Source organism: Flavobacterium nitrogenifigens (genome assembly GCF_003254565.1).
In the GTDB taxonomy this organism is placed as follows: domain Bacteria; phylum Bacteroidota; class Bacteroidia; order Flavobacteriales; family Flavobacteriaceae; genus Flavobacterium; species Flavobacterium nitrogenifigens.
This window is the reverse complement of the sequence record NZ_QJRI01000166.1, coordinates 17,042-43,361: the sequence shown is the minus strand read 5'-3', so window position 1 is coordinate 43,361 and position 26,320 is coordinate 17,042. Positions and strand designations below refer to the sequence as shown.

At 35.9% G+C, this 26,320-nt stretch carries 13 protein-coding genes; 1 reads left to right on the top strand and 12 read right to left on the bottom strand.

Annotation, left to right across the window (positions count from 1 at the left end; genetic code table 11):
• Position 1: 1 nt before the first annotated feature.
• From DM397_RS05500 to DM397_RS05480, 5 genes are all read right to left on the bottom strand, one after another.
• Complete coding sequence (locus DM397_RS05500; protein ID WP_111376572.1) at positions 2-1,303, bottom strand: aminopeptidase P family protein; 1,302 nt, start codon at positions 1,301-1,303, stop codon at positions 2-4.
• Between the two features lie 3 nt (positions 1,304-1,306).
• Positions 1,307-2,542 (bottom strand): NAD(P)/FAD-dependent oxidoreductase, encoded by a 1,236-nt coding sequence (locus DM397_RS05495; RefSeq protein WP_111376571.1) that lies wholly within the window; start codon positions 2,540-2,542, stop codon positions 1,307-1,309.
• A gap of 454 nt (positions 2,543-2,996) precedes the next feature.
• On the bottom strand, positions 2,997-4,007 hold the full coding sequence (locus DM397_RS05490; RefSeq protein ID WP_111376570.1) for a 4-hydroxyproline epimerase: 1,011 nt from the start codon (positions 4,005-4,007) through the stop codon (positions 2,997-2,999).
• Between the two features lies 1 nt (position 4,008).
• On the bottom strand, positions 4,009-5,592 hold the full coding sequence (locus tag DM397_RS05485) for an aldehyde dehydrogenase (NADP(+)) (RefSeq protein ID WP_111376569.1): 1,584 nt from the start codon (positions 5,590-5,592) through the stop codon (positions 4,009-4,011).
• Between the two features lie 199 nt (positions 5,593-5,791).
• Positions 5,792-6,706, bottom strand: a complete 915-nt coding sequence (locus DM397_RS05480) for a dihydrodipicolinate synthase family protein (RefSeq protein ID WP_111376568.1) — start codon at positions 6,704-6,706, stop codon at positions 5,792-5,794.
• 179 nt (positions 6,707-6,885) lie between these two features.
• Between DM397_RS05480 and DM397_RS05475 the strand changes: the two genes are divergently transcribed.
• Complete coding sequence (locus DM397_RS05475; RefSeq protein WP_111376567.1) at positions 6,886-7,731, top strand: AraC family transcriptional regulator; 846 nt, start codon at positions 6,886-6,888, stop codon at positions 7,729-7,731.
• Positions 7,732-8,234: 503 nt separating this feature from the next.
• Here DM397_RS05475 and DM397_RS05470 read toward each other — a convergent pair.
• The 7 genes from DM397_RS05470 to DM397_RS05440 form a co-directional block, all read right to left on the bottom strand.
• Complete coding sequence (locus DM397_RS05470) at positions 8,235-10,100, bottom strand: glycoside hydrolase family 35 protein (protein WP_111376566.1); 1,866 nt, start codon at positions 10,098-10,100, stop codon at positions 8,235-8,237.
• 130 nt (positions 10,101-10,230) lie between these two features.
• Positions 10,231-13,209 (bottom strand): glycoside hydrolase family 2 TIM barrel-domain containing protein, encoded by a 2,979-nt coding sequence (locus DM397_RS05465; protein WP_111376565.1) that lies wholly within the window; start codon positions 13,207-13,209, stop codon positions 10,231-10,233.
• Between the two features lie 31 nt (positions 13,210-13,240).
• On the bottom strand, positions 13,241-15,592 hold the full coding sequence (locus DM397_RS05460) for a beta-galactosidase (protein ID WP_111376564.1): 2,352 nt from the start codon (positions 15,590-15,592) through the stop codon (positions 13,241-13,243).
• Positions 15,593-15,679: 87 nt separating this feature from the next.
• Entirely contained in the window at positions 15,680-19,642 is a 3,963-nt protein-coding gene (locus DM397_RS23895) for a beta-galactosidase (RefSeq protein ID WP_204251874.1), read from the bottom strand.
• 238 nt (positions 19,643-19,880) lie between these two features.
• Positions 19,881-21,491, bottom strand: coding sequence for a RagB/SusD family nutrient uptake outer membrane protein (locus DM397_RS05450; protein ID WP_111376563.1), 1,611 nt, complete (start codon positions 21,489-21,491; stop codon positions 19,881-19,883).
• A 25-nt stretch (positions 21,492-21,516) separates the two neighbouring features.
• A complete protein-coding gene (locus tag DM397_RS05445) occupies positions 21,517-24,825 on the bottom strand; it encodes a TonB-dependent receptor (protein ID WP_162615463.1) in 3,309 nt (1,102 codons plus the stop codon).
• A gap of 234 nt (positions 24,826-25,059) precedes the next feature.
• Positions 25,060-26,241, bottom strand: a complete 1,182-nt coding sequence (locus DM397_RS05440) for a FecR family protein (protein WP_162615462.1) — start codon at positions 26,239-26,241, stop codon at positions 25,060-25,062.
• Between the last annotated feature and the right edge of the window lie 79 nt (positions 26,242-26,320).

Sequence of the window (26,320 nt, the reverse complement as noted above, 5' to 3'; positions counted from 1 at the left end):
CTTATCCTTTTTTATTTTTAATTAAATTTTCAATTTCGCCGATTTCTATAGGCATGGCTTCACTTAAATTAATGTTTCCATTTTCCGTTATCAAATAATCATTTTCTAAACGGCATCCTATTCCTTCTTCTCTAATGTAAATTCCGGGTTCGCAAGTAAGCACCATTCCCTTTTCAAAAGGTCTTGAATACAAACCAACATCATGAACATCAAGTCCTAAATGATGCGCAGTTCCATGCATGAAATATTTCTTGTAAGCAGGTTTTTCTGGATCTTGAGATTTAATTTCTTCTTCTGTAATAAGTCCCAGTTTTACCAATTCAGCTTCAATTAATTTTGCCATTTGAAGTTCATAATCTTTCGACAAAACTCCAGGCTTCAATAATTTTGAGCCTTCTTTTAGACAATGCAAAACAGATTCGTAAACCTCTTTTTGTCTCGGACTGAAAGTTCCGTTAACCGGAATACATCTTGTGGTATCTGAGTTATAGTTGGCATAACAGCTTCCAAAATCAACAAGAACCATTTCATTCTCTCTACAAATATCATCATTGGTATTATAATGCAATGAGCAGGCATTTACGCCAGATGCAACAATTGATCTAAATGCTTGTCTCGTCCCTCCGTTTTTTACAGTGGCGTACAGCAATTCAGCTTCTAATTCGTATTCTTTTATATTCGGACGTATTGCGCCTAAAATTCTATGAAAACCTTCAACGCTAAGTGCTGTTGCTTTTTTAATTAAATCAACCTCTTCGTTTGATTTAATTGGACGCAATTCGCGCGTTATTTTTGCAGCACGATCGTATTGATGCAATGGATATTTTTCGTTGCACCATTTAATCATTCGGTCTTGTCTGGTTTCCATTTCAGAAGTTACCCTTTTGATATGCTCATTGTGACCTAAATAGATAATGTCAGCTTCAAAAGCAAAAAGCTGTAAAGTCTTTTCAAATTCGTGAAGCCATTTGATATTCTGGATTCCGGAAATAGCTGTTGCTTGTTCTTTAGTCAAAAAATTACCATCCCAAAGAAGTGTATGTTCATTTGCTTCTTTTACAAAAAGTATGATCTTGTTTTCTTCTTTAAAAGCATCTGGAAATAACACCAAAATGGTCTCATCTTGATCAATTCCTGACAAATAAAACAAATCATTGTTTTGCGAAAAGCCCATAACATCATCTGCGTTATTGGGCATTACGTCGTTTGAAGTCAGAATAGCCAAACTATTTGGCTTCATTTTTTGGGTAAATCTTTTTCGGTTTTCTATAAATAAAGAAACCGGAATCGCATTGTATCTCATATTTTATATTTGGAATCTGTCAATAGCTACAGAAGTCGGTTTGCCAGAAATAATTTCTGTTATAATTTTTCCTGTTGCCGGTGCGAGACTTAATCCCATCATGGCATGTCCTGTTGCTAAGGTCAAATTTACGATTTTTTTGTCTCTAGCAATAATTGGCATTCCCGATGGCGTACATGGTCTAAAGCCAAACCAAGTATCTTCGGTTTTTGGCATCTCCACTTTCATATCTGGATAGAAATCATTAATGCTATTTATAATTCCTTGAAGCCTGTTTGCGTTTATTTTATTGTCTTTGGTGTGAGTAATCTCCATAGTTCCTCCAAATCTAATATCATTTGCCATTGGAGTTACAGCTACTTTTCCTTCACATAAAATAGACGGAATACTAGGTTTTTGGGATTTATCTTTTAAAGTAAAACTGTATCCTTTTCCTGGTAAAATAGAAATTGAGATATTTAACTTTTTAGCCAAAAAAGGACTCCAAGATCCTGATGCCAAAACCACTTCGTCAGTTCTAAAAAGCCCTTTATCGGTAACAATTTTTTCAATTTTATTTCCTTCTAAAACAAAATCTTTAACGCTGGTTTGTGAGTGAATTTCGACTTTTAAACGAGACAATTCTTGTTTTATAAAAGCCATAAATTTTTGAGGATACAAATGTGCATCGCTTTTATAATGAACTCCTCCAATTACATTTGTATTGGTTCCTTTTTCTAAAAGTGCCACTTCAGATTTTGAGAGATAATCTACTTCAAGCCCTAGACGTTCTGCTTCTTTTCCTTCGTGATGCATTTCTTCTCCTACTTTATCACTTTTATAAAGCATTAAAAGCCCTTTTTCTTCATAAAAAAAAGAATTATTCTCTTTGGCAAAATCCTGATATAATTCTTTACTTAATAAAGAAAGATCTCTTAAAGCGGGCATTGCATTTTCTACATGGCGCAAATTGGCATGCTTGTAAAACTGCATTCCCCAGTTTATTAAATCTTTACTTAAACGTGGTTTTACATAAAATGGACTACGGCTGTCAAACATCCATTTTATTCCTTGAGCAATCATACCCGGCTGTGCCAGCGGAATAATGTGCGATGGTACAATCATACCTGCGTTTCCGTACGAACAGCCATTGTTCATATCAGATTCATCAAATACACTCACCTCGTAACCTTCCTTTGCAAGATAATAGGCAGAACATAAGCCAATAATTCCACCGCCGATAACAGCAACTTTTTTCATAAATTTTATTTCGTTAAGAGTTCTTTGAACTACTAATTATATTTTAAATCTGTTGGATTAGATTATATGTTTCATTAAGTTAAAAATTAATTGCCTTGGACTTTGCTTAGTATTTTTTTGCATCCATTTTTAAACATAGCCCGTGGTTTCAACCACGGGTATGTAATCAAAAAACAATCTATATAAACTCGTGGTTGAAAGCACGGGCTATGTCTAAATACTATTTATTCTATGCTCAAATCTGAAATTGAAAATCTCTTAACTTAAGACATTGATCTTTAGATTGTGGCAATTAAAATTGTAAAAGATGGTTTTAGCTTAAACAACAACCACGTTAATTTGGCTAAAGCCCATCCTATTTACAATTTCTAAAATCCCTTAGTTAAAACTAGAGACTATTCAAAAAACAATAATTTAATTTAACCAACAGCTTAATTATATTATAAACTGATTTTTAAATAACTTGAAATCCAAATGCATATGGATCGTCACTTTCATTAATTATAATATTATTATATCCGTATACTTTTGCCCATCCTTGAATGCTTGGAACAATAGCTGGAATATCTCCGATAGAAGTTTCTTCGACGACTTTTCCAATAAACTTACTTCCAATATAACTTTCGTGAATAAACTCTTCTCCTTTTTTCAATTTCCCTTTAGCATGCAATTGTGCTATTCGGGCTGATGTTCCTGTTCCACAAGGTGAACGGTCGATTGCTTTGTCGCCATAAAAAACCGCATTTCTACCAGATGATGTTGGATCTATAGGCGATCCTGTCCATAACATATGTGATACATCTCGAATTGTATCATTTTCTGGATGAATGAAATAATCTGGATATTTTTCGTTAATCTTTTTGCGCACTTCTTGGCTATACTGAACAATTTTACTTGCTGTAAAATCTTGAACACCAGAAAAATTCTTTTGCGGATCGACAATGGCATAGTAATTTCCTCCGTAAGCCACATCAAAAACAATTTCGCCCAATTCTGGACAATCAATAGTAAGTCCTTCTGCAGCTAGATAAGATTTTACGTTGGTCAGACGTACCCAATCTACCTTTTTGCCTGTTTGTTGATATTCGATATGCACTAAACCTGCAGGCGCTTCCATTTTGATAATTCCGGGAACTTTTGGAGTCACCAAACCTTCTTCGACAGCAATTGTAATAGTTCCAATTGTTCCGTGTCCGCACATTGGCAGACAGCCAGAAGTTTCAATAAACAAAATTCCAAAATCATTATCAGGATTATTTGGCGGATACAAAATGCTTCCGCTCATCATATCGTGCCCTCTTGGTTCAAACATTAATCCTTTACGAATCCAGTCATATTCTTTTAAGAAATGCTGCCGTTTTTCGCTCATCGAATTGCCTTGTAGATTTGGTCCGCCACCGGCAACAACCCTAACTGGATTCCCGCACGTATGAGCATCTACGCAAAAAAAAGTTTTCTTTACCATTTTATATTTGAGATAGTGTTAGTTTATTATTTACTGTACGAACAATTTGCAGCGGATTCTCGTTTTGTAATTCAGCTGGCAGCAAATGATCTGGCCAATTCTGAAAACTTACTGGTCGCACCCATCTATACACTGCATCTATACCAACTGCTGTGTAGCGTGAATCTGAAGATGCAGGATAAGGTCCGCCATGAAGCATTGAAGCACAAACTTCTACACCTGTTGGCACACCATTATAGATCAAACGACCTACGCGATTTTGTAAAGCTCCAATTATTCCTTTATGAGATTCAATTTCGTTCTCCTCACTTATGATTGTTCCTGTCAGCTGTCCTTCTAGCTTAGAAATTACCTCTATTAATTCGGCTTCATTTTCGCATTCAATTAAAATAGAAAATGGTCCAAAAACTTCATTGTGCAATACTGCATTTTTTAAAAATTCTTTCCCATCAACTTTTAAAACAGTTGAAGCACCGTGATTTGGTGTTGTCTCTCCTTTAAATTGCGCTATTCTTGAAACTCCATTCTGCTCTTCTATTTTTGCAATTCCGTTATTAAAATCAGCATAAATAGAAGGATGAAGCATACAGCCAGGTTGAATTGTTTCGATTGCCTGATCCAACTTTTCAGTAAAATCATTTAATTCTTCTCCTTTCAAAGCAAGCAATAACCCTGGATTCGTGCAAAATTGCCCTGCTCCCAAAGTAATAGAACCTGCATAAGCCGTTGCCCATTTTTGGCTATTTTTTTTCAAAGCATTAGGCAATAATACCACTGGATTTATACTTCCCATTTCGGCAAATACCGGAATTGGTTCTGGGCGCTGTGCAGCTAAATCACACAAAGCGCGGCCGCCTTTAATGCTTCCGGTAAAGCCTACTCCTTTTACCAATGGATGTTTTACCAAACTTGTTCCAAGCGTTCTTCCATCACCGATAAGGTTAGAAAAAACACCTTCTGGCATATTGGTTTTCTGAGCCGCTTTTATGATTGCAGAAGCGACCATTTCGCCTGTTCCTATATGCATAGAGTGGCTTTTTACAATAACTGGACAACCTGCAGCCAAAGCTGAAGCTGTATCTCCTCCGCTTGTAGAGAATGCAAAAGGAAAGTTACTTGATCCAAAAACCACAATTGGCCCTAGAGGTGTTAACATTTTGCGTAAGTCTTCTTTTGGCGCAGGCTGTCTGTCAATTATTGCTGTATCTATTGTAGCTTGCACCCAGCTTCCTTCTGTAAGCATATCGGCAAAAGCTTTCAATTGGCCAATTGTTCTTCCGCGTTCTCCTTCTGCTCTACCTCTCGGGTAACCCGATTCTGTACAATATTGAACTAAAAGATCATCTCCTAATGCTAAAATTTCATCAGCAATAGCGTTTAAAAATTTAGCTTTTTCAATACCAGAATAATTTTTATAACTCGCAAATGCTTGATTGGCTAGCGCAACCGCTTCTTCAATTTCATCTTGAGTTGCCTCTGTAAAAACCCATGGATTTTCTGTATTCAATAGCGGATTAAACGTTTTTAGTATTTTTGTACCGCCTGCTTTTAGCTGGCTTCCTATATAATTTTTTCCTGTAATCATGTTTTTTTCTTATAAATGAATTAAATGCCATTTTAGTTTTCAGCCACGGTTTTAGTCTCAAGTTTCAGTCGCAGCCCCAGTAAACACAGTAACCGAAAACCCTGACTGTAAATGGAAACTGAAAAACTGAGACTGCGACTGAAAGCTGAGAACCGAGACTGAAAACTAAAAAAGCAAAGCCAATCTTTTAAATATGCTATTATAAATTTTTATAATCTGGTAAAGTTGGTCTTGTGCGCAATCCTTCAGCGATAATCGCTAAAACTCTTTCTCTTTCTGCTCCTTGCAATGGTAATCTTGGCGCACGAACATATTCTGAACCAATTCCTGTTGCAACTTCTGCCAATTTGATATTCTGAACTAAAAATGCATTAATATCCAATTCTAATAAAGGTAAGAACCATCTGTAGATTTTCAACGCTTCATCAAATCTTCCTGCTTTTGCCAATTTGTAAATTGCCACTGTTTCTTCTGGGAAAGCGCAAACCAATCCAGAAACCCATCCATCAGAACCCATAAATAAGCTTTCTAATGCTAATGTATCTACTCCTGATAATATTTTTAAACGATCTCCAAAACGGTTGATCATTCTAGTTATGTTAGAGATATCTCTAGTTGATTCTTTTACTGCTTGAATGTTATCGTATTTTAATAATTCTTCAAACATATCTAGAGTAACTTCAATTTTATAGTCAACTGGATTGTTGTAAACCATAATAGGAAGAGAAGTGTTTTTTGCCACTTCACTATAAAAAGTAACCGTTTCAAAATCAGACGCTTTGTAACGCATTGGAGGAAGCATCATTAATCCTTTTGCTCCATCTTGTTCAGCTTTATTAGCGGCCAAAATTGCATTTTTTGTAGACTGCTCTGCAATATTCATAATTACAGGCACTTTATTTTCTGTTAGTGAAACAGTATGTTTTACTAATTCTCTTTTTTCTTCTTCTAAAAGTGTACTGGCTTCACCTAAAGTCCCTCCTAAAATAATTCCTGAAACTCCAGCATTTAATTGTGCCTTCATATTAACTTCAAACATATTGAAGTCTAATTTGTCATCTGCAGTAAATTTTGTAGTTACCGCTGGCATAACGCCATTCCATTGAATACTCATAATTTTATTTTTTTATTAAGGCCAAAATTATCTAGAAACAACAGAGCGCACCCTTTAAAAATTACCACAAAATGATACTATATTACCCTCTATAGTGGTAAATTTTAAAAAACTGAACATTATAGCATCATTTTTTTATTCAAATACAATATATTTGATCATAACTAACTAACCACTATATGAAAGTTTTCCCATTTAAAATTCCAAAATCTGGAGAAGATCCCCTTATATATCAAGAAGATATCGAAGTATCATTCTATGATAAACTGCATCAGCATGAAGAAATTCAAATTAGTTTTATAGAAAAAGGAGAAGGAGCCGTTTTTGCCGGTGATACTATTTCTCAATATCATGAAGGCGATATACTCGTAATTGGAAGCAATTTGCCACATGTTTTTAGAAGCGACATTCAAGAAAATGTAATTTCTGTAATGCGTACTTTATTCTTTACATTCAATTCGTTCGGAAGAGATTTTTTTGAGTTGCCTACTTTTAGAAATATCCATCCCATTCTAGAAAGCAGTAAAAACGGATTCATAATTCATAACGCGCCCAAAAAAGTAGTCAAGTATTTTAAGAAACTAAAAAAAGCTGACAGCTATACGCGTTTTATATTATTTCTGGATATTTTAAAATGGCTCTCTACATCAGAAACTACTCCGCTTTCTAATTATTTATATCAAAAGAAAATAACAGATAACGAAGGAAAAAGAATGCAGATTGTTTTTGAATATGTAATGACCAATTTCCACAAAAATATCACGCTTGATGAAATTGCTTCGATTGCCAGTATGACGAAAAATGCCTTTTGCCGGTATTTTAAAGTCCGGACCAACAAGTCTTTTTTTCAATTTCTAATTGAAGTACGTATTGAAAGAGCGGCAAAATTATTATCTAATAATGAAGAACTCTCTGTTTTGGAAATTGCCGAATTATGTGGTTTCAATAATATTTCCAATTTTAATCGAAAGTTTAAGGAATTAAAACAACTTTCGCCTTTACAATATAGAAAACTGAATTTGTAATTCATCATCACAAATGTTTCATGCTCCCGATAGCTATTGGGATTAAAATGATTAAAACGGATATAAAAAAATCTGCAAAATCTGCGAGAGAAAAATGCTTGCAAAGTCGCTAAACCGCAAAGTTTTTTTAGCCACAGATTATTAAGATTAAAAGGATTTTTATAATCTGTGCGCATAAAAATTTCATGTAGATTTTAAATGATTAAAGCAGATCAAAAAAATCTATAAAATCTGCTAAATCTGCGAAAGAAAAATGCTCGCAAAGTCGCTAAACCGCAAAGTTTTTTTAGCCACAGATTATTAAGATTAAAAGGATTTTAAAAGCTGTGAGAGAAAAAAAAACAAGGTAGAGACGCATTGCAGTGCGTCTAATGTATTGCAGATATACGTTGCGTAGACACTCTGCGGTATATCTCTACAGATTAAACCTTATATCATAATCAAAGACTTTGATTTCTGATGAAATCAAAGTCTTTTTTGTTATTTACGAAAAATAATCATTCTTACTTAACTTCACCTTTTTCAGGCTGTAAATCCTCTAGAATTGGAGTTTCAGTCGATTTTACACTTGTTTGAATTTTGTCATTTTTTTGCTCAAAAATTACAATTTCATTACTTCCCTCCTTCAGCCAACATCCTGGCACATATAAGGTTTGTTGTGGCCCAACGCTCCAGTAACGTCCAATATTGATTCCGTTGATAAATACAATTCCTTTTCCCCAATCACGCATATCAAGAAAAGTATCTCCTTTTTTAGCCAAATTAAAAGTCCCTTGGTAAAGAGCTGGCTGTCCCGCTTTTGCATTGTTTTTAGCTTCAGCAAGATTTGGCATTTTATCCATTGGCAAAGGATACATATTCCAGTCGCCAGTTATGGTTTGCCCGTTGATGATTACAGGCGAAATTATACCTTTTGTACTATTGATGATTTTTGCTCCGTAATTAATACGCCCCATGTTTTCGACGATAATGTCTAAAGTTGCATTAAAAGGAACATCAATCGTACATTCATAGTTTTTGTAATAACTATTCAATTCCGCTACTTTTTGTCCATTAACATAAACAATAGCATAATCGCGAAGTCCTTTTAGCTCTAATTTTCCGCTAATAGGCTGTTTGAATTTTTTGCTGTACCAAACATAACCGTGCCCTTGATTCAATTCTTCAAAAGTCATTGGTTTTTCATTGTTTACCGGCTTAATTTTATTTTTCAATGATTCTAAAGCTACTGCTTTAGTTAATTTGATTTCTGGTATTGCAATGACATTAATTTTTGCGGGAACATTAGGTGTATTTGCTGTTTTTAATAAATCTCGAAGAGCATTATACTTTTCGGTTGCCCAGCCCGCCTCACTAATTGGAGCGTCATAATCATATGAAGTTAAATCAGGTTGAATATCATGATTTCCGTCATAATTAGCACCGGAGGTAAATCCGAAATTTGTTCCTCCATGAACCATATAATAGTTAAAAGAAACGCCAGCATCAAGATACTTTTTAGTTTGTTTTGCCACTTCTTCTGCACTTACTTTTGGAAAAGGTTCTGCCCAGTGATCCAGCCAGCCTGGATAAAATTCGGCAACCATATAAGGCCCCTTTCCTCCATTAAATTTGTTTACTACTTCTTTTAACTTCGTAACATCGTCTTCTCCGTTAGCGGTTGGCAAAGCCCCTGGAAGTGCACCTTCAGCAAATAACCAGCTTCCGTCTGATGTAAAAAATGGCACATTAAAACCTACATCTTTTAGTTGTTGGAAAACCGCAGCGCTGTATTTTTTATGTTCTTCTATCGAAATATCTTTGCGTTGCGCAACATACGAACCAAATTCGTTTTCGCCCTGAACCATGATAATTGGTCCGCCATTGGTTACCAGTAAATTTTTCACCTGTCCATAAAGTGCTGTAAAATATGCTTTTGTCGCTGCCAAATACTGTTTGTTATTTCCTCTAATTACCATGTCTGGCACTTTTTGTAAAAACCAAGGATAGCCACCAAACTCCCATTCGGCACAAACATACGGACCAGGGCGTAATATTACATAAAGCCCTTCTTCTTGAGCTATTTTGATATATTCTGCTACGTTTCTATTTTCGGTTTTAAAGTCCCATACTCCGGGAGCGGTCTCATGATAATTCCAAAAAACATACGTTGCCACGGCATTTAACCCCATGGCTTTCATCATTTGCAAGCGATGACGCCAATATTCTTTTGGAATTCTGGCGTAATGCATCTCGCCACTATGAATTTGAATAGGCTTGCCGTCTAATACAAAATTGCTATCTTTAATAGCAAATGTATGTTTTGTTTGCGCATTTGCTTTTCCGACCAGCAAAAGGAAAACAGATAAAATAAAAAGACTTTTTTTCATTTGATGATATTTAGATTATTATATTTTTTTCTTAGAAATAACACTGTTGTATTTCAATTTTCTCTTATTATTCATAAGGTCTACTTTGGTTCATTTTCGTACTTATGGAACCTCTATAAAAATTTCTCATTTACATTGGAACACCGTATAATTCAATGTCTTTGATTGCTGTTTTACTATTCTCAGGCTGTACATCCAAAATAATTACTCTCACATATTTTATGTTTTCATACTTAAATAGTAAAGGTTTGTAATCCTGACCAGAAACTTTTATTTCCTTAAACACATTAGACCATTTTGCGCCATCCTCTGAGACTTCTAGAGAATAGGTATACCAATCGCTATCTTTTCCCCAAACGATTTTACTTCCTTGCAGCATCATTTTTTTTCCCAAATCTATTTGCATTACAACTGGCAAATCTTTTTTTAAAGACGACCACAATGTTGACGGATTTGCGTCTAAAATATTCTCCAATCCTTTGTTATCAATTTTAGTTGAAAAACTTACTTGATTTGCAACAAGTTTTATAACTGGAGGCAATGCTTCTGATTTTGTTTTATTTGAAAATGACTGCTCACTACTGGTTTCTTTCTCTTCGTCCCACTTTGCATGATCACCGTCTGGAACATATTCTCCCTGGTATTGGACCGTTTTAATAGTTGTTTTGGCTGATTTAAGCCCTTGACTAGAAGCTGTTATTACAATATCTCCAGCTTGATTCGTTGTCTGGATTATTCCATACCCGATTCCGCCCTCTGTTTGTTGTGCAGCTATTTTAACGCGTGGAATATTTGCGCCAATCAATCTTCCGTTTCCTAAAACTTCTACATTAACTTGATACGATTCTAATGCATTTTTATTACTGAGAACAGTTCCATTTTTATCACAAACTTTAATATAAAAAGGAACCATATCAGAGCCATCCGCGATTGGATTAATTCCACGATCTGCAACTTCTATTTCGAGATGATCTGCTTCACCCGGAGTTTTAATAGCATGAGAACAAACCACCTTTCCGTTGATTATCCCTTCTGCCTTTAATTCACCAGCTTGATAACCATTTGTCCTAAACTTAAAATACGGGCTTCCGCCTTTGGCTGCTACAAAAGGAGCTGTTTTAGCATTCTCCTTTCTTGTCATTTCACCGACAAATACATCATTACGATATAATCGAACCTTATCACAGTTAGAAAAAACAGTTATAACCGAATCCAGATCTGGGCGATTATTGTAACTGGCCACATATATCATTGGTCCGTAAACAGGGTTTCGAGCGTCCTGCATCGCTTTAAGCTGATAGTATCCAAATTTCTCATAACGGTCTATATCTACCACTCCGCTAAAAGCCGTGATGCTGTCGGTTCCTCTCGTGTAATCGTTGTAACTCCATAAAAAATATCCTCCAATTCTTTTATTGGCATCGAGTCTGGCATGATCCCAGTAGGCTCCTTCTTCTTCGAGCATACTTCCGTTAAGTGCATTTTGTCTTAAATAACATTGTGCTAAAAGTCCTTTTTCGGTATAAATTCGCGAAGCTCTAAGTCCATTTTCTTTTTCAGGATCTGCCATCCAAGTGTCCCCCCATTCACGGGTAAGCGAAGGCATTGTAATCATAGGATCTGTACCATCTTCGTTAATTACTTTGTAACTTACATCATAGAATTTTCTCCCTTTTGCAAAGAAATCATCAGAAGTAAACATTTGATCGTTTGGCATTTCCTGATGTGCAATCTTTACTATTTCTTTTGCCCAATAATCTGGCGTAGGTGATTCGTTAAGAGAAGTTTCCCATAAAAAAACTGAAGGCCTGTTACGGTCTCTTCTAATCATTTCTCTCACATTTTGATGCGTGCGTGCTATAAAAACAGAATCTTTATTAAAAAACTGCCAGCTCGGCTCACATTCAATAACCAGCAAACCAATCTCGTCACAAGCATCTAAAAAAGCTGGAGATTGAGGATAATGAGACGCTCTTACAGCATTAAACCCTCCTTTTTTGATTTGTAAAGCATCACGATACTGCATCGAATTTGATGCTGCATCTCCAATATTCTGATAACTTTGATGGCGGTTTGCTCCACGCAGATAGAGCTTTTTACCATTGATATAAAAACCGTCTGCTTCTCCTGTCGGTGATTTAAAAGAAATCGAGCGGACTCCTATTTTTGTTGTCTTCACATCTATAAGCTCTTTACCCTCATAAATTTCAGAAACGACTTGATATAAATAAGGATGATCCGGATGCCATAATTTCGGTTTTAAAACAGTAAAATTTTGCAAAAAGTCTTTTTCTCCAAAAAAAGATGCTGTAGTGCTCATCTTTGCAACTTCTACTCCCTCTTTATTCCTGATAGTTGTTTTTAAAAGAACTGGTTTATTTTCTTTGGTCTGATTGACAACATGCGTTTTTATGGTTACTTCTGCTTTATCATTACTCACTTTTGGATACGTAATAAAAAGTCCTCCTCCTGCAATTTTATTTGCTTCGAGCGCATCTGAGATATACAGTTTATTTGTTACAATAAGATCTACATTACGATAAATTCCGCCATAATAATAAAAATCCAAGCCAGATTGCGGTTTTCCTGGTGGCGTTAATGGATCATTTTCACTAGAAACTCTAACGGCCAAAACGTTGTTATTATCATACTTAACCCTATTGGTTATGTCGATCACAAAACCAAGGTAGCCACCATAATGCGTAGTTAGTTTTTCTCCATTCAAAAACACTTCACAATTCATCTGAACCCCTTCAAAGTTTAAGGTGATTCTTTTGTTTTGATTCTGTTTATCCAATTTAAAATAACGGCGATACCAGCCAATTCCCTGATAAATGGCATTGCCTCCATTGTGTTTTTTTTCAAGACGCATGGTATGCGGAATACTGATCGAAGCCCAGTCTTTGTCCTGATAATTTACTGTTTCTGCTCCCTTGGCATCACCTCTAAAAAAAGCCCAGTTGGTATTTAAATTTAAAGCATTCCTAGGATTCTTAGCAGATACCGTTATTCTTTTTGATGCTGACTTCTGAGCAAATGCTCCTAAATTACTCTGCAAAAAAAAGAAGCATAACAGAACCAAATATTGATTGATTTTGAACATAATCATTTTAATTTTTTAGGACTAAACAATCTTCAGCTTATAAACCCTTAAATTGTTCTTTGCTGATATAAATGTTATACTCTTTTATTTGTCCGTTTGGAGAATTTTGACGTGGAAGAAACTTCATTCCACCAACGCTTTTAATGTTTCCTAAATCAATTACAATCTGATGAGGGAAGCTGTCTTCTGTTTCTGAATATTGAGTATGCCAATACGTGGTACTTTGCAAATCAAACACATTATCTGCCTTTCCGTCTTCGCTTTCTATTTCTTCGCTGTCAGCATAAACCACTTTCCATTTGGCACGCGGAATTTCTTTTCCATTTTCGTCAAAAAGATATAACTCGGCTAAACAAGCGTAAGGGGCATCTTCCTGATATCCGTTTAAAGCTTCAAAACATACATAACGTCCATTTACACTTTTAAACTTTGCTTCCTGCCATTCAATCGAAGGTTTAGCTTTACCAGTAAATGCAGGCGCCTGATTTTGCAACTGCAATTTTTGATTCTCTTTTTTGTGCTTTGTTCTTACTAAAGAAGGCGCTAAAGCATCAAGTATAGGAAGTTCCATTCCTGACAGTATATTTTTTGAAGGCCCCATATAGTCTAAAACAACCACCTCGTTATTTCCTTTTTTAAGCCAAGGTCCTGGAACATACATCGATTGTGTAGGTCCAATATTCCAAAATCTGCCTAAACAATGCCCGTTTATCCAAACCAAACCTTTACCCCAAGTAGATACATTTAGAAATGTGTCGCCTGTTTCGTCTAGTACGAAGTTTCCTTTATGAAAGGCAGGCATTGTTGTATTTCCTGCTTCGAATTTTAAATGATCAGGAGTTTTGTTATTGTTTAAGGCAATTGGAAAAACTTTCCAGTTATATAAATCAATACTTTTTGAATCAATATCGGTTAGAAATACCTTTTCGGTAATACCTTTTCTATCATGTAATGCCCCGCCATAATTTACTCTGCCCGTTGCTTCAACCAAAATATCCAAAACGGCTCCTTTTCTTGTGGCAGGTATTTGACAACTGTTTTCTTCTTTTCTTCGGTCAAGACTTGCTATTTTTTTTCCATCAATAAAAATCCATGCATAATCGTGTATTTCTTTTATGTTTAAAGTAGCTGCTTTTCCTCCCTTCAAAGTTGTTCGGTACAAAATACTTCCGAATCCCTGATTGTATTCTTCCATGTTCTGCGGATTTCTATCTTCAATAAAATCGGGAAGATTAGAAAATAAAGGAGCCACTTTTGTAGTAGCAAATTCTGGTATTTTGATGACTTTATTTCTCGCAGGAACTTCTGGCAATGTTTGTCCTACCTGTAAATAACCTGCAAATAGTTTACGCAAGGCATAAAACTTCTCTGTATCCCACCCTGCTTCACTAATTGGAGCGTCATAATCATAGCTTGAAGTCTGAGGCAAATAAGGTGGACTGTTAGCGCCTGTCCACATTCCAAATGTAGTACCGCCATGAGCCATATATATACTGAAAGACGCTTTATGGTCTAACATATATTTTATTTCTTTTGCTACATTGTCAACAGAACCCGTATGATGCTTAGTTCCCCAAGAGTCAAACCAACCGGGATAATATTCTCCGCACATTAAAGGACCTTTAGGACGAATTTCTCTTAATGATTTAAAAGCTGATTCAGGATTTCCTCCAAAGTTTACTACACTAAAAATATCCTCTCTCACATCATTTTTTAACTGTGAAGGCCCATCACAAGTAAAAAGCGGAACAGTAAAGCCTGCCTCTTTCAAATAATCTCTTATTTTACCCAAATATTCTTTATCTGTTCCATAAGAACCATATTCGTTCTCTACCTGAGTCATTATAATATTGCCTCCATTATTGATTTGATATGGAGCCAAAACGCGTCCGACCTCTTTTAAATATATGCGACAGCGCTCCAAATAATAAGGATCTTGCGTACGAAGTTTAATGTCTTTCTTTTTAAGAAGCCACCACGGAAAACCTCCAAAATCCCATTCTGCACAAGCATAAGGCCCCGGACGCAAAATAACGTACAATCCCTCTTGTTGTGCCAGTTTGCAAAATTCAGCAGCATCAGCCATTCCTGTCCAGTTAAATTTTCCTGGTTCTGGCTCATGCATATTCCAAAACAAATAGGCACAAACCGTATTTAATCCCATCGCTTTTGCCATTTTTAAACGATGCACCCAATATTCTTTAGGAATTCTTGCAAAATGCATTTCACCACATCTTACAACATATGGCTTTCCGTTAAGCATGAAATCATTTTCTCCTATTTCGAAATTGGCTGTCTGATTTACTGATAATTGACTTGCTGTTTTATTTTGTGATGAAGCTGTTCCTACAATAAACAGCAAGGTTAAAAGTGCAATTGTGTTTTTCATTATTACATTTTTTAGACAGATCAATAATTGATTTTACCTTTTTTATGATTAAAGAACTGGTTATAATACTAAACCACTTTCTACTAATCAATATTCTCTTACTTCCATTCCTTTTATCTCCGCACCATTTATGGTTTGGCGAAGCTGAATGCTAATGACATTTTTTTCGTTCTTTCCAAAACGAAGCCAGCATTCCGGCAAATAGAATTCGCGTTGCGGCCCCACCTCCCAATGTCTGCCAATATTATGTCCGTTCAAATACATATAGCCATTACCTGAAGCATTAATTAAAAGTTTCCATGTTTTTTCAGCATCAGCATTTTCGTTGAGTTCAAATTCTGCACGATACCACGTAACTAAATTGGTTGGATCTGCTTTAACTGGAGCTCCGTTTCCTTTCTTCAAGAGTTCTGTTGTGGTATCAAGATTAATTTTTTTCCATTTAGAAGTTTTCAATTCTGGTTTGGTAAATCCTGCTGTAATACCCCCTAAATCTTTAGCAATTTCCCATTTCAGTTCGAAGTTTATTTTAGCCGTAGAATCCGATAAACCTGCACGTCTTATACCTGCCAATTCTTCCATTGGCATATAACCATGTGCATGTCCTAAGTTTTCATAAACTACTATAATTTCGTTGTTTCCTTCTTTCAATAATCCAGACACGTCAAACTGATTATCAAACACCTCTGATCCAATACGGATAAAACAATCACGGGTTGGCCAAGATTGCGCATCGGCTTTATCCGGAGCTATTCTTTTGGCCATTTGCCCATTTACCTCTGCATTAACAATGTCACGGGTAAACATATTGAACAATAGCTTATTTTGACTAATCGCTTGTTCTCTTGTAAGTGTAATGCTTGTTTTATAATAGCTGTATCTAAAATCATTTACTCCGTTTTCTGAAAGCGAAGTTGCTGCTTTCAAAGGCTGCCATACCGCACTTTCTTTCGGATCATCTTTCATTAATACTTTTGAAATACGAATGCTTTTCTGAGCTGAATTCTTTTTTTCAATAGTATTATTCTTTGGCCACCACTCGCCTTCCGAAGGATTCTTTCCGGGTGGAATTACCAATACTTTTGCATCAAGATCAGCTAGTTTGAAATCGACATTAAAAGCAGGAATATTTATAATTTCTTTTGAATTTGCTCCTGTCGTTTCAATTAAGACTTTCTCGCCATTCTGATTAATGTTATAAATTGGTTCGCTGATTCTATTGATTTTTCCTGGAATAAGAGTTACTTTTCCTGATATCAGATTTTTATCATCTGTATTATGCAGGAAGACAAATTTTGTTCCATCGGCAGCCATACGAACTCCACCAAAAAGGTTTTTCGGAGCTGGTTTCCCATCTATACTCAAATCACATGGTCCGCCTTCAGATTGCATTAATTTTGTACCATATATTTTTAAGAAATCTCCAATTTCTTTTGCAACATAATATTTCGCACTTAAATCTCCATTTTCTCTAATGGGTGCATTATAATCGTATGAAGTTGTCATGCCGCGGGCTCCCCATCCTTCAAAATGGGTTCCTCCAAAAAACATATAAGCATTTATTCCAGAAGCTCCACCTAATAAACTCATTAGATTGATTGCTTTGTAATGACGCGCATCTGAATAATTATCTTCGCTCAATCTTCCATTAACCAAAGAAAACCATCCACCCTGAAGTTCAGTTACAAATCCTGGTGCATTAGGTTGTTTATTTCTCAGATCTGCCATTCTGATAGCACAACCCGGAGCTTCATTAAGACCTACATAATAATTATCGCAATCAAAAACCTGAGATAATTCAGCATCTTTACTGTTACGGCATTCATTGGTCAGACAAGTGAACATCGGTACATCAATTCCGTTTTCTTTAACTGATTTGTAAAGTCCTTTTAAAAGAACTTCTTTGTTGGCAGATTCATCGGCATCGTATTCGTTTTCGATCTGCAACAGAATAATGCCTTTTTCTCCTTTTGCTTTACGCGAAATTTGTTCGTTTTCTAATGCTTTGCATACGGCACTATACCAATGCTGTGACCATTTTATATGTTCGGGATCGGCACTGCGAAGCCAAAAAGTTTCTTTTTCGGGACTGTATTTTGCCAGCCATTGCGGATAACCGCCTCCTGACCACTCAGCACAAATAAAAGGCCCCGGACGAACAATGGTATAGAAACCAAACTCTTCGTGCGCCATTTTTAACCAAGCCAGTAAATCTGTAAAATCAAGTTTAGAATAATCGTTAATATTGTCTGGCATTTCACGTTCATGCCAGTTCCAGGGCACATAAGTCTCGACAGTATTAAAACCAGCTTCTTTGATTTTTTTAAACCGATCTCTCCAAAGTTCTTTTGGGCAACGGAAATAATGGAATGCGGCACTATAGGTAAAAAATTCTTTTCCTTCAATATACATTCCTTTTCCGTCATAACGAACACGATCAGGATGTGCAAATTTCTTTGGAATCACTGACGCTTCTTCTTTTTTGAATGCATTTTCATTATTGAAATGAAACCAGTTAAAATCGGCAAATCCATCCACGCCTGCAGTTGTGGTACTAAAATTAAACAAAGCAAAACGATTGGCTGTCCAGTCTAAACCAAGTCCCATTTTTAAAGTATTCCCGATAGGCTGAAATTTTTTGCCATCAGTACTGTATTCAAAAGTTGCGATATAGTTCTCGTGCGTTACATTGGCTTTAAGCCAAACGGTATTTCCAGTAAATTTTATTGATGTTATGATAGTATCATTATTCACCATCACCAGATTTTTTTCTTTTCCTTTTTGTTGTACAGCTACATACGCATAAGGAATCTGAAAAATACCAAAACCAGCGGTGTTCCCATCCTTTAAACCGTTCACATTCATTTCTACAGTTCCTGTTGAATATGGTCCTTGAACTCTTTGGGTTAAAGTATTTTGGGCTTCGTAAAGTCTACTGGCTTTCAACGCCTTTAATCGCATATAACCTTTATGCTCTTTAAGTGACCATTTTTTATCATTGGGATTGTGATTCCACTGCCATTGTAATCCAAGATTTGAATTGTTGAATTCATCAGATGCAGCAGGAACTTTGATCGTAGATGTTTCATTGACAATAGGCTTTTTATGCGTTTCCACTCCTTTGCCGTTAACACCTAACATTGGCCATCCATCAACCCAGGTCACAGGTTCTAAATTTGGCGTACGGCCAATTGGTCCACGATCCTGCATAATGATAAACCACCATGATCCGTCTTTTAACTGCACCATTCCGCCCTGATGCAAACCATTTCCGGGATAAGTATGATCATCATTAATAACTACTTTAGATTCATAAGGCCCATAAATATTATCAGATCTCAAACAGACTTGTCGCCCTTTTGTACCTCCTGTAGAACCCAAAATGTAATATTTTCCATTTACTTTATACATATGCGATCCTTCGAGATAAGGATACTCTCGATTATCGTAAATTTCTTTTTGAGGAGTTTTAACAGATAAAGCATCGGCATTTAGTTCTGTTATATACAATTTTTGCTGTCCATGCGCCACATATACTTTTCCGTTATCATCAAAAAACAAACCTGGGTCATATAAGTATTCTGGAAAAATAGTTCTAGTCCAGGGACCATTGATGTTTTTTGCTGTACATATCGAAAAATTCCCTTTTTCTTTATCCCAGTTTGGCGTACAAAACCCGACATAAAACAATCCGTTATGATGACGAATTGTCGCTGCCCAAGAACCTCTCAGGTATCGGTCTCCTCCTTGTAGATTGTAGCGTTGATCTTCATTGTATTTATCTACTGCATAACCTGCCATTTCCCAATTGACCAAATCTTTCGACTTCAGAATTGGACATCCGGGCACATAATGCATACTGGTAGAAACAAAATAAAATTCATCCCCAACACGAATCAAATCAGGATCGGGCCAATCACCCCACAGCAATGGGTTTTTAAAAGTCCCGTCGCCATTATCGGGTGTCCATATTGGCAATGTTGTTTGTGCTGTAAGTATTGTTGTTTTTGCAGAAAAAACGAAAAGCAACAACAGAAATACTTTTTTCATAAATGCATTTTATTAAAATTATCTATCTGATAGTTCGCCATAGCATCAACAATTCTACAATAGAACTTTTCTGCTTTTTATTTTTTAGTTTCTCTACTTTTAGCAATTAAAATGTACTAGGCACAACTGCTCCGAGAAACCATAACGGCAAACTATAAAAATTAAAAAGAGGAGCCGGAGCTCCTCTCTCTCTATTTAATTCAAAACTAAAAACAAAAAAACAAAAACCTACAAAACACTAGTATCCAGTATTTTGCTTCAAATTTTTATTGATATCTATTTCATTCTGCTTAATTGGCAGCACATAATGTTTAGGATTGGTAAAAACACGTGTTGTAACCTCTTTAACGGTATTAGGTATTAATGTTAAATTACCATTTGAATGATCTACAGATCCTTCTAAAATTCCTTTTACTACACCTGGCATCACATCTTGTGCAATTTTCCAGCGTCTTGTGTCAATAAATCTTAATCCTTCAAAAGCTAATTCTACTCTTCGCTCTCTACGGATTAGCTCACGCATTTTTGACTGGTTATTATACACCGTTTTGTCAACATTAGGCATTCCGGCTCTGGTTCTAACTTTATTGATGGCATCATATACAGACTCATCAAGCTGATTCAACTCGATTTTGGCCTCTGCATAAGTCAGTAAAACCTCTGCGTATCTAATTACCATTATAGCTCCACCAACATTGTCAATATCAGTACCGTAATCTGTTCCTCTATAATCGTCCAGATTAGAAATGTATTTTTTAAGATTATATCCTGTTTGCGATGTATTATCCATTACTAAATTATAATCATCATCACCCTGATACGGATCAAAGTAAGATCCCATATAGAAAGATCCCGGTCTAATGATACTCATGTCTAAACGTGGATCTCTTTTTTTGTAAGGTTGCAATGGGTCATAGGTTGCATCTTCTTCTATTGTTTTTCCATTAATCGTTTCATAGGTATCAACAAGTGATTGCGTTGGTGCATAAGAACTCCATCCTCCTTGTGATTTAGGCGCATATACTATTGGATACCATTCAGAATTAAGATCTTTTAAAGACTGGCAATTAAGCAATGTTTCCTGATTATCATGATTCATTGGTCTAAAAAGCTCCTCGAAATTTGGAAATAAACTATATGTAAAAGGAGCTGACATTAATAATGCAGAAGTTGTTGCCGCTCCAGCATAATCACCTTGAATAAGCTGAATTCTTGCCTTTAATCCCAGTGTAGCTCCTTTGGTAATACGTCCTATATCTGCACCTGAATAATTAACTGGAAGAAAAGGTGCAATTGCATCCAGTTCTGACATAATAAATGCCACAACCTCTGCTTTTGGAGTTCTAGCAATTGTGTTTGACTCAGCTGGAGTTAATGCCGTTGTAACCAAAGGCACATCTCCATAATAATTTGTCATTTTATAATATTGATAAGCTCTCAAAAAACGAACTTCAGATTTCATTCTGTTTTTTAATTCTTCATTCAAAGAAGATGAAGGCGTCTTATCAACATTGCTAAGAAACCAGTTGCATCGCTGAATGGTTTTATAGCTCCAATAATTAGGAAACCACTCATCGCCTGGAGTTACTAATCCAGAGGCCATTGGTTCATATCCGTCCCAGCCAAATTGATCAAAACCATTATCTGTAAAACAGTCGTCACCAATAATAGCAGATCCAGTTTCCCAGCCAGCATAGCATCCGTTTAAGGCTGCTGTAGCATCTGCTTTTGAAGACCATAATGAAGCATCACTATAAGCATCTTTTGGAGTTCTTTCCAAAAAATCATCCTGACAACCACCTAAACTTAAGATAGCAGCAAAAAATATAAAAAGAAGTATTTTCTTCATAACGTATTGTTTAAAAAGTCTTTAATTAAAAATTGACACTAAGTCCAATCGAATTTGTTACTACTTGTGGATAGCTATAAATACTAGCGTTCGAACCTACCTCTGGATCTATCCAAGAATAAAAATCGGTAAACGTTAGAATATTCTGTCCACTGTAATAAATCTTAGCATTTGCAATTCCAAGCTTTTTATTCAGACTTTCTGGAAAATTAAAAGCAACCATTAAAGATTTCAAACGTAGATAAGAAGCGTCTTTTACCCAAAAAGATGATGGCGTGCTTTCTGGATCATTTTGCTTGTACGAAGTCCAAAGTCTAGGGAAAGAAGCATCTGGATTATCAACCGTCCAGTTGTCTAAAAATGCTGTTGTCGGTTTAGAACTTGATCCTCCTATTTGTCCAATCATAGTTGATACGTTTGCTTTTACGCCAGCTGCTCCTTGAAAAAATGCAGAGACCTCAAACGCTTTGTAAGTTGCGCCAATATTAAAACCGTATGTAGTTTTAGGGAAATAAGTTCCAAGATAGGTTCTGTCTGAGGCATCAATTTTACCATCATGATTAATATCTTCGTACTTTAAGTCTCCAGGAGCTGTATTTGCATTTTGTTTTGCATGATTAGCAACTTCTTCGCTTGTTCTAAAGATTCCCTCACATTTATATCCATATAAAGAATTGATTGGGTATCCAACTTGTTGAAATGTTATACTTCCAGAACCAATTATTGGCCCTACTCCTTTTAAATCGGTAATTTCGTTGTTGATGTATGTAAGGTTTGCCCCCACATCAAGTTTAACATCATTGATTTTTGTACTGTATCTTCCTGAAAATTCCCATCCTTTATTAGATACTGAACCAGCATTTACAATCGGAGCCTTTAAACCATATACTTCTCCAACTGGTAAAGTCATTAAGATATCATCTGTATCCTTAGTAAAATAATCAACTGTAAATGACAAACTGTTGTTTAGTACCGAAATATCAAGTCCAAAATCTGTAGCTGTAGTAGTTTCCCATTTAGCGTCGTTATTTGCACCGCTATTAGGAGCAATACCTGGAGCCAAAGACTGATTGAAAGAGTAATCCTCTCCAGATTCAATAGTTGCATAAGTAGGGTAAGTCGTAGCTACTCCGTTAACCGTTGTTTGCTGATTTCCTAGTTTACCCCATGATGCTCTAAATTTTAATGAATTAATTACATCTTTAACAGGCTCAAAAAACTGTTCGTTAGAAATATTCCAACCTGCGGAGAACGAAGGGAATGACGCCCATCTATTGTCTCCTTTAAAACGAGAAGAACCATCATACCTGAAATTTGCTTCAAACAAATAACGATCATTATAATTGTAATTAAATCTTCCAAAATAGCCTTGTAGAGCCCAATCATTAGAATAACCTTCTGATTTTTGTCCAGTTGAAGGACCTGCATTTATTTCTGTAAGTTCGTTATTTAAGAAATCTTGTCTGTAGGCAGAAACATATTCATAAAGACTATATTCTTTAGTAGCTCCACCTAGAAATGTCAAATGATGATTTTCTCCCAAATCTAATTTATAGTCTAGTAAAGCCTGTAAATTGTAATAGGTATTTTTATCCCAAACTTGGTATAATTGGTTTGGTCCTTGAGTTTTTGTTGCTGCACCAGTTGTCTGACTAAAATACTCGATTTTTTCCATGAACTGTTTTCTTTGGCTTGATGTGCCGCGATATTGTACTGCTGGTCTGAAATGCAAGTTTTTTACAAGTTCCCAATCGGCACCAATATTTGCTGTAAGGGTATTGGCAATAGTTTTATTTTCAGAACCTGAATCTAGCCAAGCCATAGGGTTTCCATCTCCAACATAACCATACTGACCATTTGGATATTGATTAACCACTGTATTTGAAATACGATTAAGAAGCTTTAACATAGAACTAAAGCTAGGCGAATAAGAACTTATTGGCTCCTGCGTAGGCATATATTGGTAGGCAATATTACCATTGACACTTAACTTTTCGCTCACTTTTGAATTGATGTTGAATCTGCTTGAATATTTTTGGTTTCGTAAACCATCAACATTACCATTCTGATCAAAATACCCTAGAGAAAAAGAATATTGTGAGTTGCCATCACCTCCGCTTACTCTAAGATAATGATTGGTCTGTAAGGCCGCACGTTTATAAAACGCCCCCAACCAATCTGTATCAGGGTAATTATAGGGATCGCTTCCGTCTTTTAATTTCTGAATTTTATCTGCACTCCATGGCAAATTGTCTGCAGAAGTTCCTTCATTCAGCTTTGCCTGATTAAACATTGATGCTTGCTGCCAAGCAGGTAAATAACTTGGCAATGGCCCAAGATTTTGAATTCCTGTATTAGATTCAAAATGCACCTGAACTCCTCCTTTTTTTCCTTTTTTAGTAGTAACCAGAATCACTCCGTTTGCTGCTCTTGAACCGTAAATAGCCGAAGAAGCCGCATCTTTTAAAACAGTTACATTCTCAACATCAGAAGGATTCACCTCACTCATTGACGCTATTACCCCATCAACTACAACTAAAGGATTGCTATTGTTTAAAGTACCAATACCACGAATTTTTATAGACGCGCCATCTTTTCCCGGCTGCCCATTGGTCGTAGTAACGGTTACCCCAGACATTGTTCCCTGAAGACCTGTTGTCAAACTTGTAATAGGACGATCTTCAAGTGCTTTTTGGGTTACAGAAGCCTGTGCTCCAGTAAGTGTCTTTTTCTTTTGCGTTCCGTAAGCAACTTGCACCAGAACCTCTTCTAATTTTTGCTTTTGCGGAGTCAAAGTAACAGATAGAAACTCGCTAGATGCTTTTACCTCTTTGGTTTCCATGCCGACATAAGAAATAACCAAAATACTATTTGATGACTGTACTGTAATAGAAAAGCTTCCATCTACATCCGTTTGCACAGAAGCTGTTCCATTTTTTTCCTTAACATTAGCTCCTGGAATAGGCATCCCTGCATCATCAAGCACTTTACCTTTAATCTGCTTTTGCATTATTACTGTACTAGGGCTCTTCGTTTTCTCTGCGTTAAGTGCAAACGAGATTGTCTTTCCTTCAATAATCCAAGTAATAGACTGGTCAGCAAAAGTCTGCTGCAACACTTTATCTATTGGAGCATTGACAACGTTTAAAGAAATTGGTTTAAGATTTTTCAGAATCTCAACATCATAGAAAAAAACATAATTTGTTTGATTTTTTATGACGGATAATACTTTTTTAACCGCGACATTCTTTCCAGAAAAAGTAACAGTCTGAGATGATACTGATGCCGATACTTGTAAAGTCATGGCAATAACCAGTATGGAGGTTAATTTCATAACTTTCCGGGTTTTTGATGAAAGCCAATAATTCTTTGGCTTTGGTTTTGGTAATAATTTCATACTTTCGTAATGGTTTTGGTTAATATTAAATTCTCCTTGCTTGGTTTGTTTATTTATTCTTCCATAACCGTTCCTTACATTCAGGAACAAGCCAGCAAATGCTACCAACATTAGCTGGCTTTTTTTATGAATCGTAAATAAATATTTTTAAAAAGGATTTAATCCTTTTGTTTAATCTGGCATCACTCTCAAAATCTTACCTTCAATTTTGAAATGAACTCTATTTTTTTCTAAAATTCGCAGTACTTGCGACAAATTAAGATCTCTTTGAATTTCTCCTTCAAATGATCTTGAAGGCACACCTTTTTCGTACACTACTTCTACATCATACCAACGGCTCAATTGGCGCAAAACCTTCTGAAGATTTGCATTTTCAAAATAGAACAAACCGTTTTTCCATCCTATTACTTCATCTGTGTTTACATTATCGTTTACAACAATTGCCCCCGATTTAAGCTTTTGCGCCTGCTGTCCCGGTTTTAAAAGTATTTTTTTACTTTTCTCAGTAATTAATACACTTCCTTCCAAAAGCGTAGTATTTACGGCTGCCTCATCATCATAAGCGTTTACATTAAAATGTGTTCCCAATACATTTACTTGCATATCATTAACCAAAACCCTAAATGGTCTACTCTTGTCTTTGGCTACTTCAAAATAGACTTCTCCAGTTATCTTTACTTTTCGCTCATTTACTGCAAATGAAGTTGGAAAAGTGATTGATGACGATGCATTAAGCCATACTTTTGTTCCATCTGATAATTGTAGATGATATTGATGAGCTCTTGGTGTAGTCATCGTATTGTAAACCACTTGTGCATTGTCATCTGCATTATATACAAGTCCTCCATTCTTTTTTGAAACTGTTGTATGGCTTTGATTCGCCAACAATCCGTTGCCAACACTGTCCAGTACTATTTTAGAACCATTGGAAAGCGTAAGTATTGCACCTGTTTTTCCTGGCGCCTTATCTTCGATCTTTTTTGATGCCAATTGCAAAGACTGTCTATCCTTATTTTGAATAAAAAGATGCATTCCGTACCCCATGACAACCAAAATACTAGCCGCAACCACAATTTTTCGCCAATTGAATAAACTGAAAACAGACGATTGTGAATCATCTTCTTCTGAAGAAACATCCATTTTCTTTCTAAGCTCACTTATAAATTTATCAGTCGCTTCAGGACTTACTGGCGGAATTTCAATAGAATCATAATTTTCCCGAAGAATGGCATCAAATCCCTCTGAATATTCAGGATTGTCAAGCATTGCAAGTAAAGTTGCTTTTCCTTCAGATGAAATCTCACCTGAAACAAACTGCTCCATCAGTACTTTAAATTGTTCTTTTTGATACATACATACGGGGTTTTTGAATAGCCAAAACATGCCTTCAATTATAAAGACGAGGATTGGTTGTTAAAGTGGCAATGAAAAA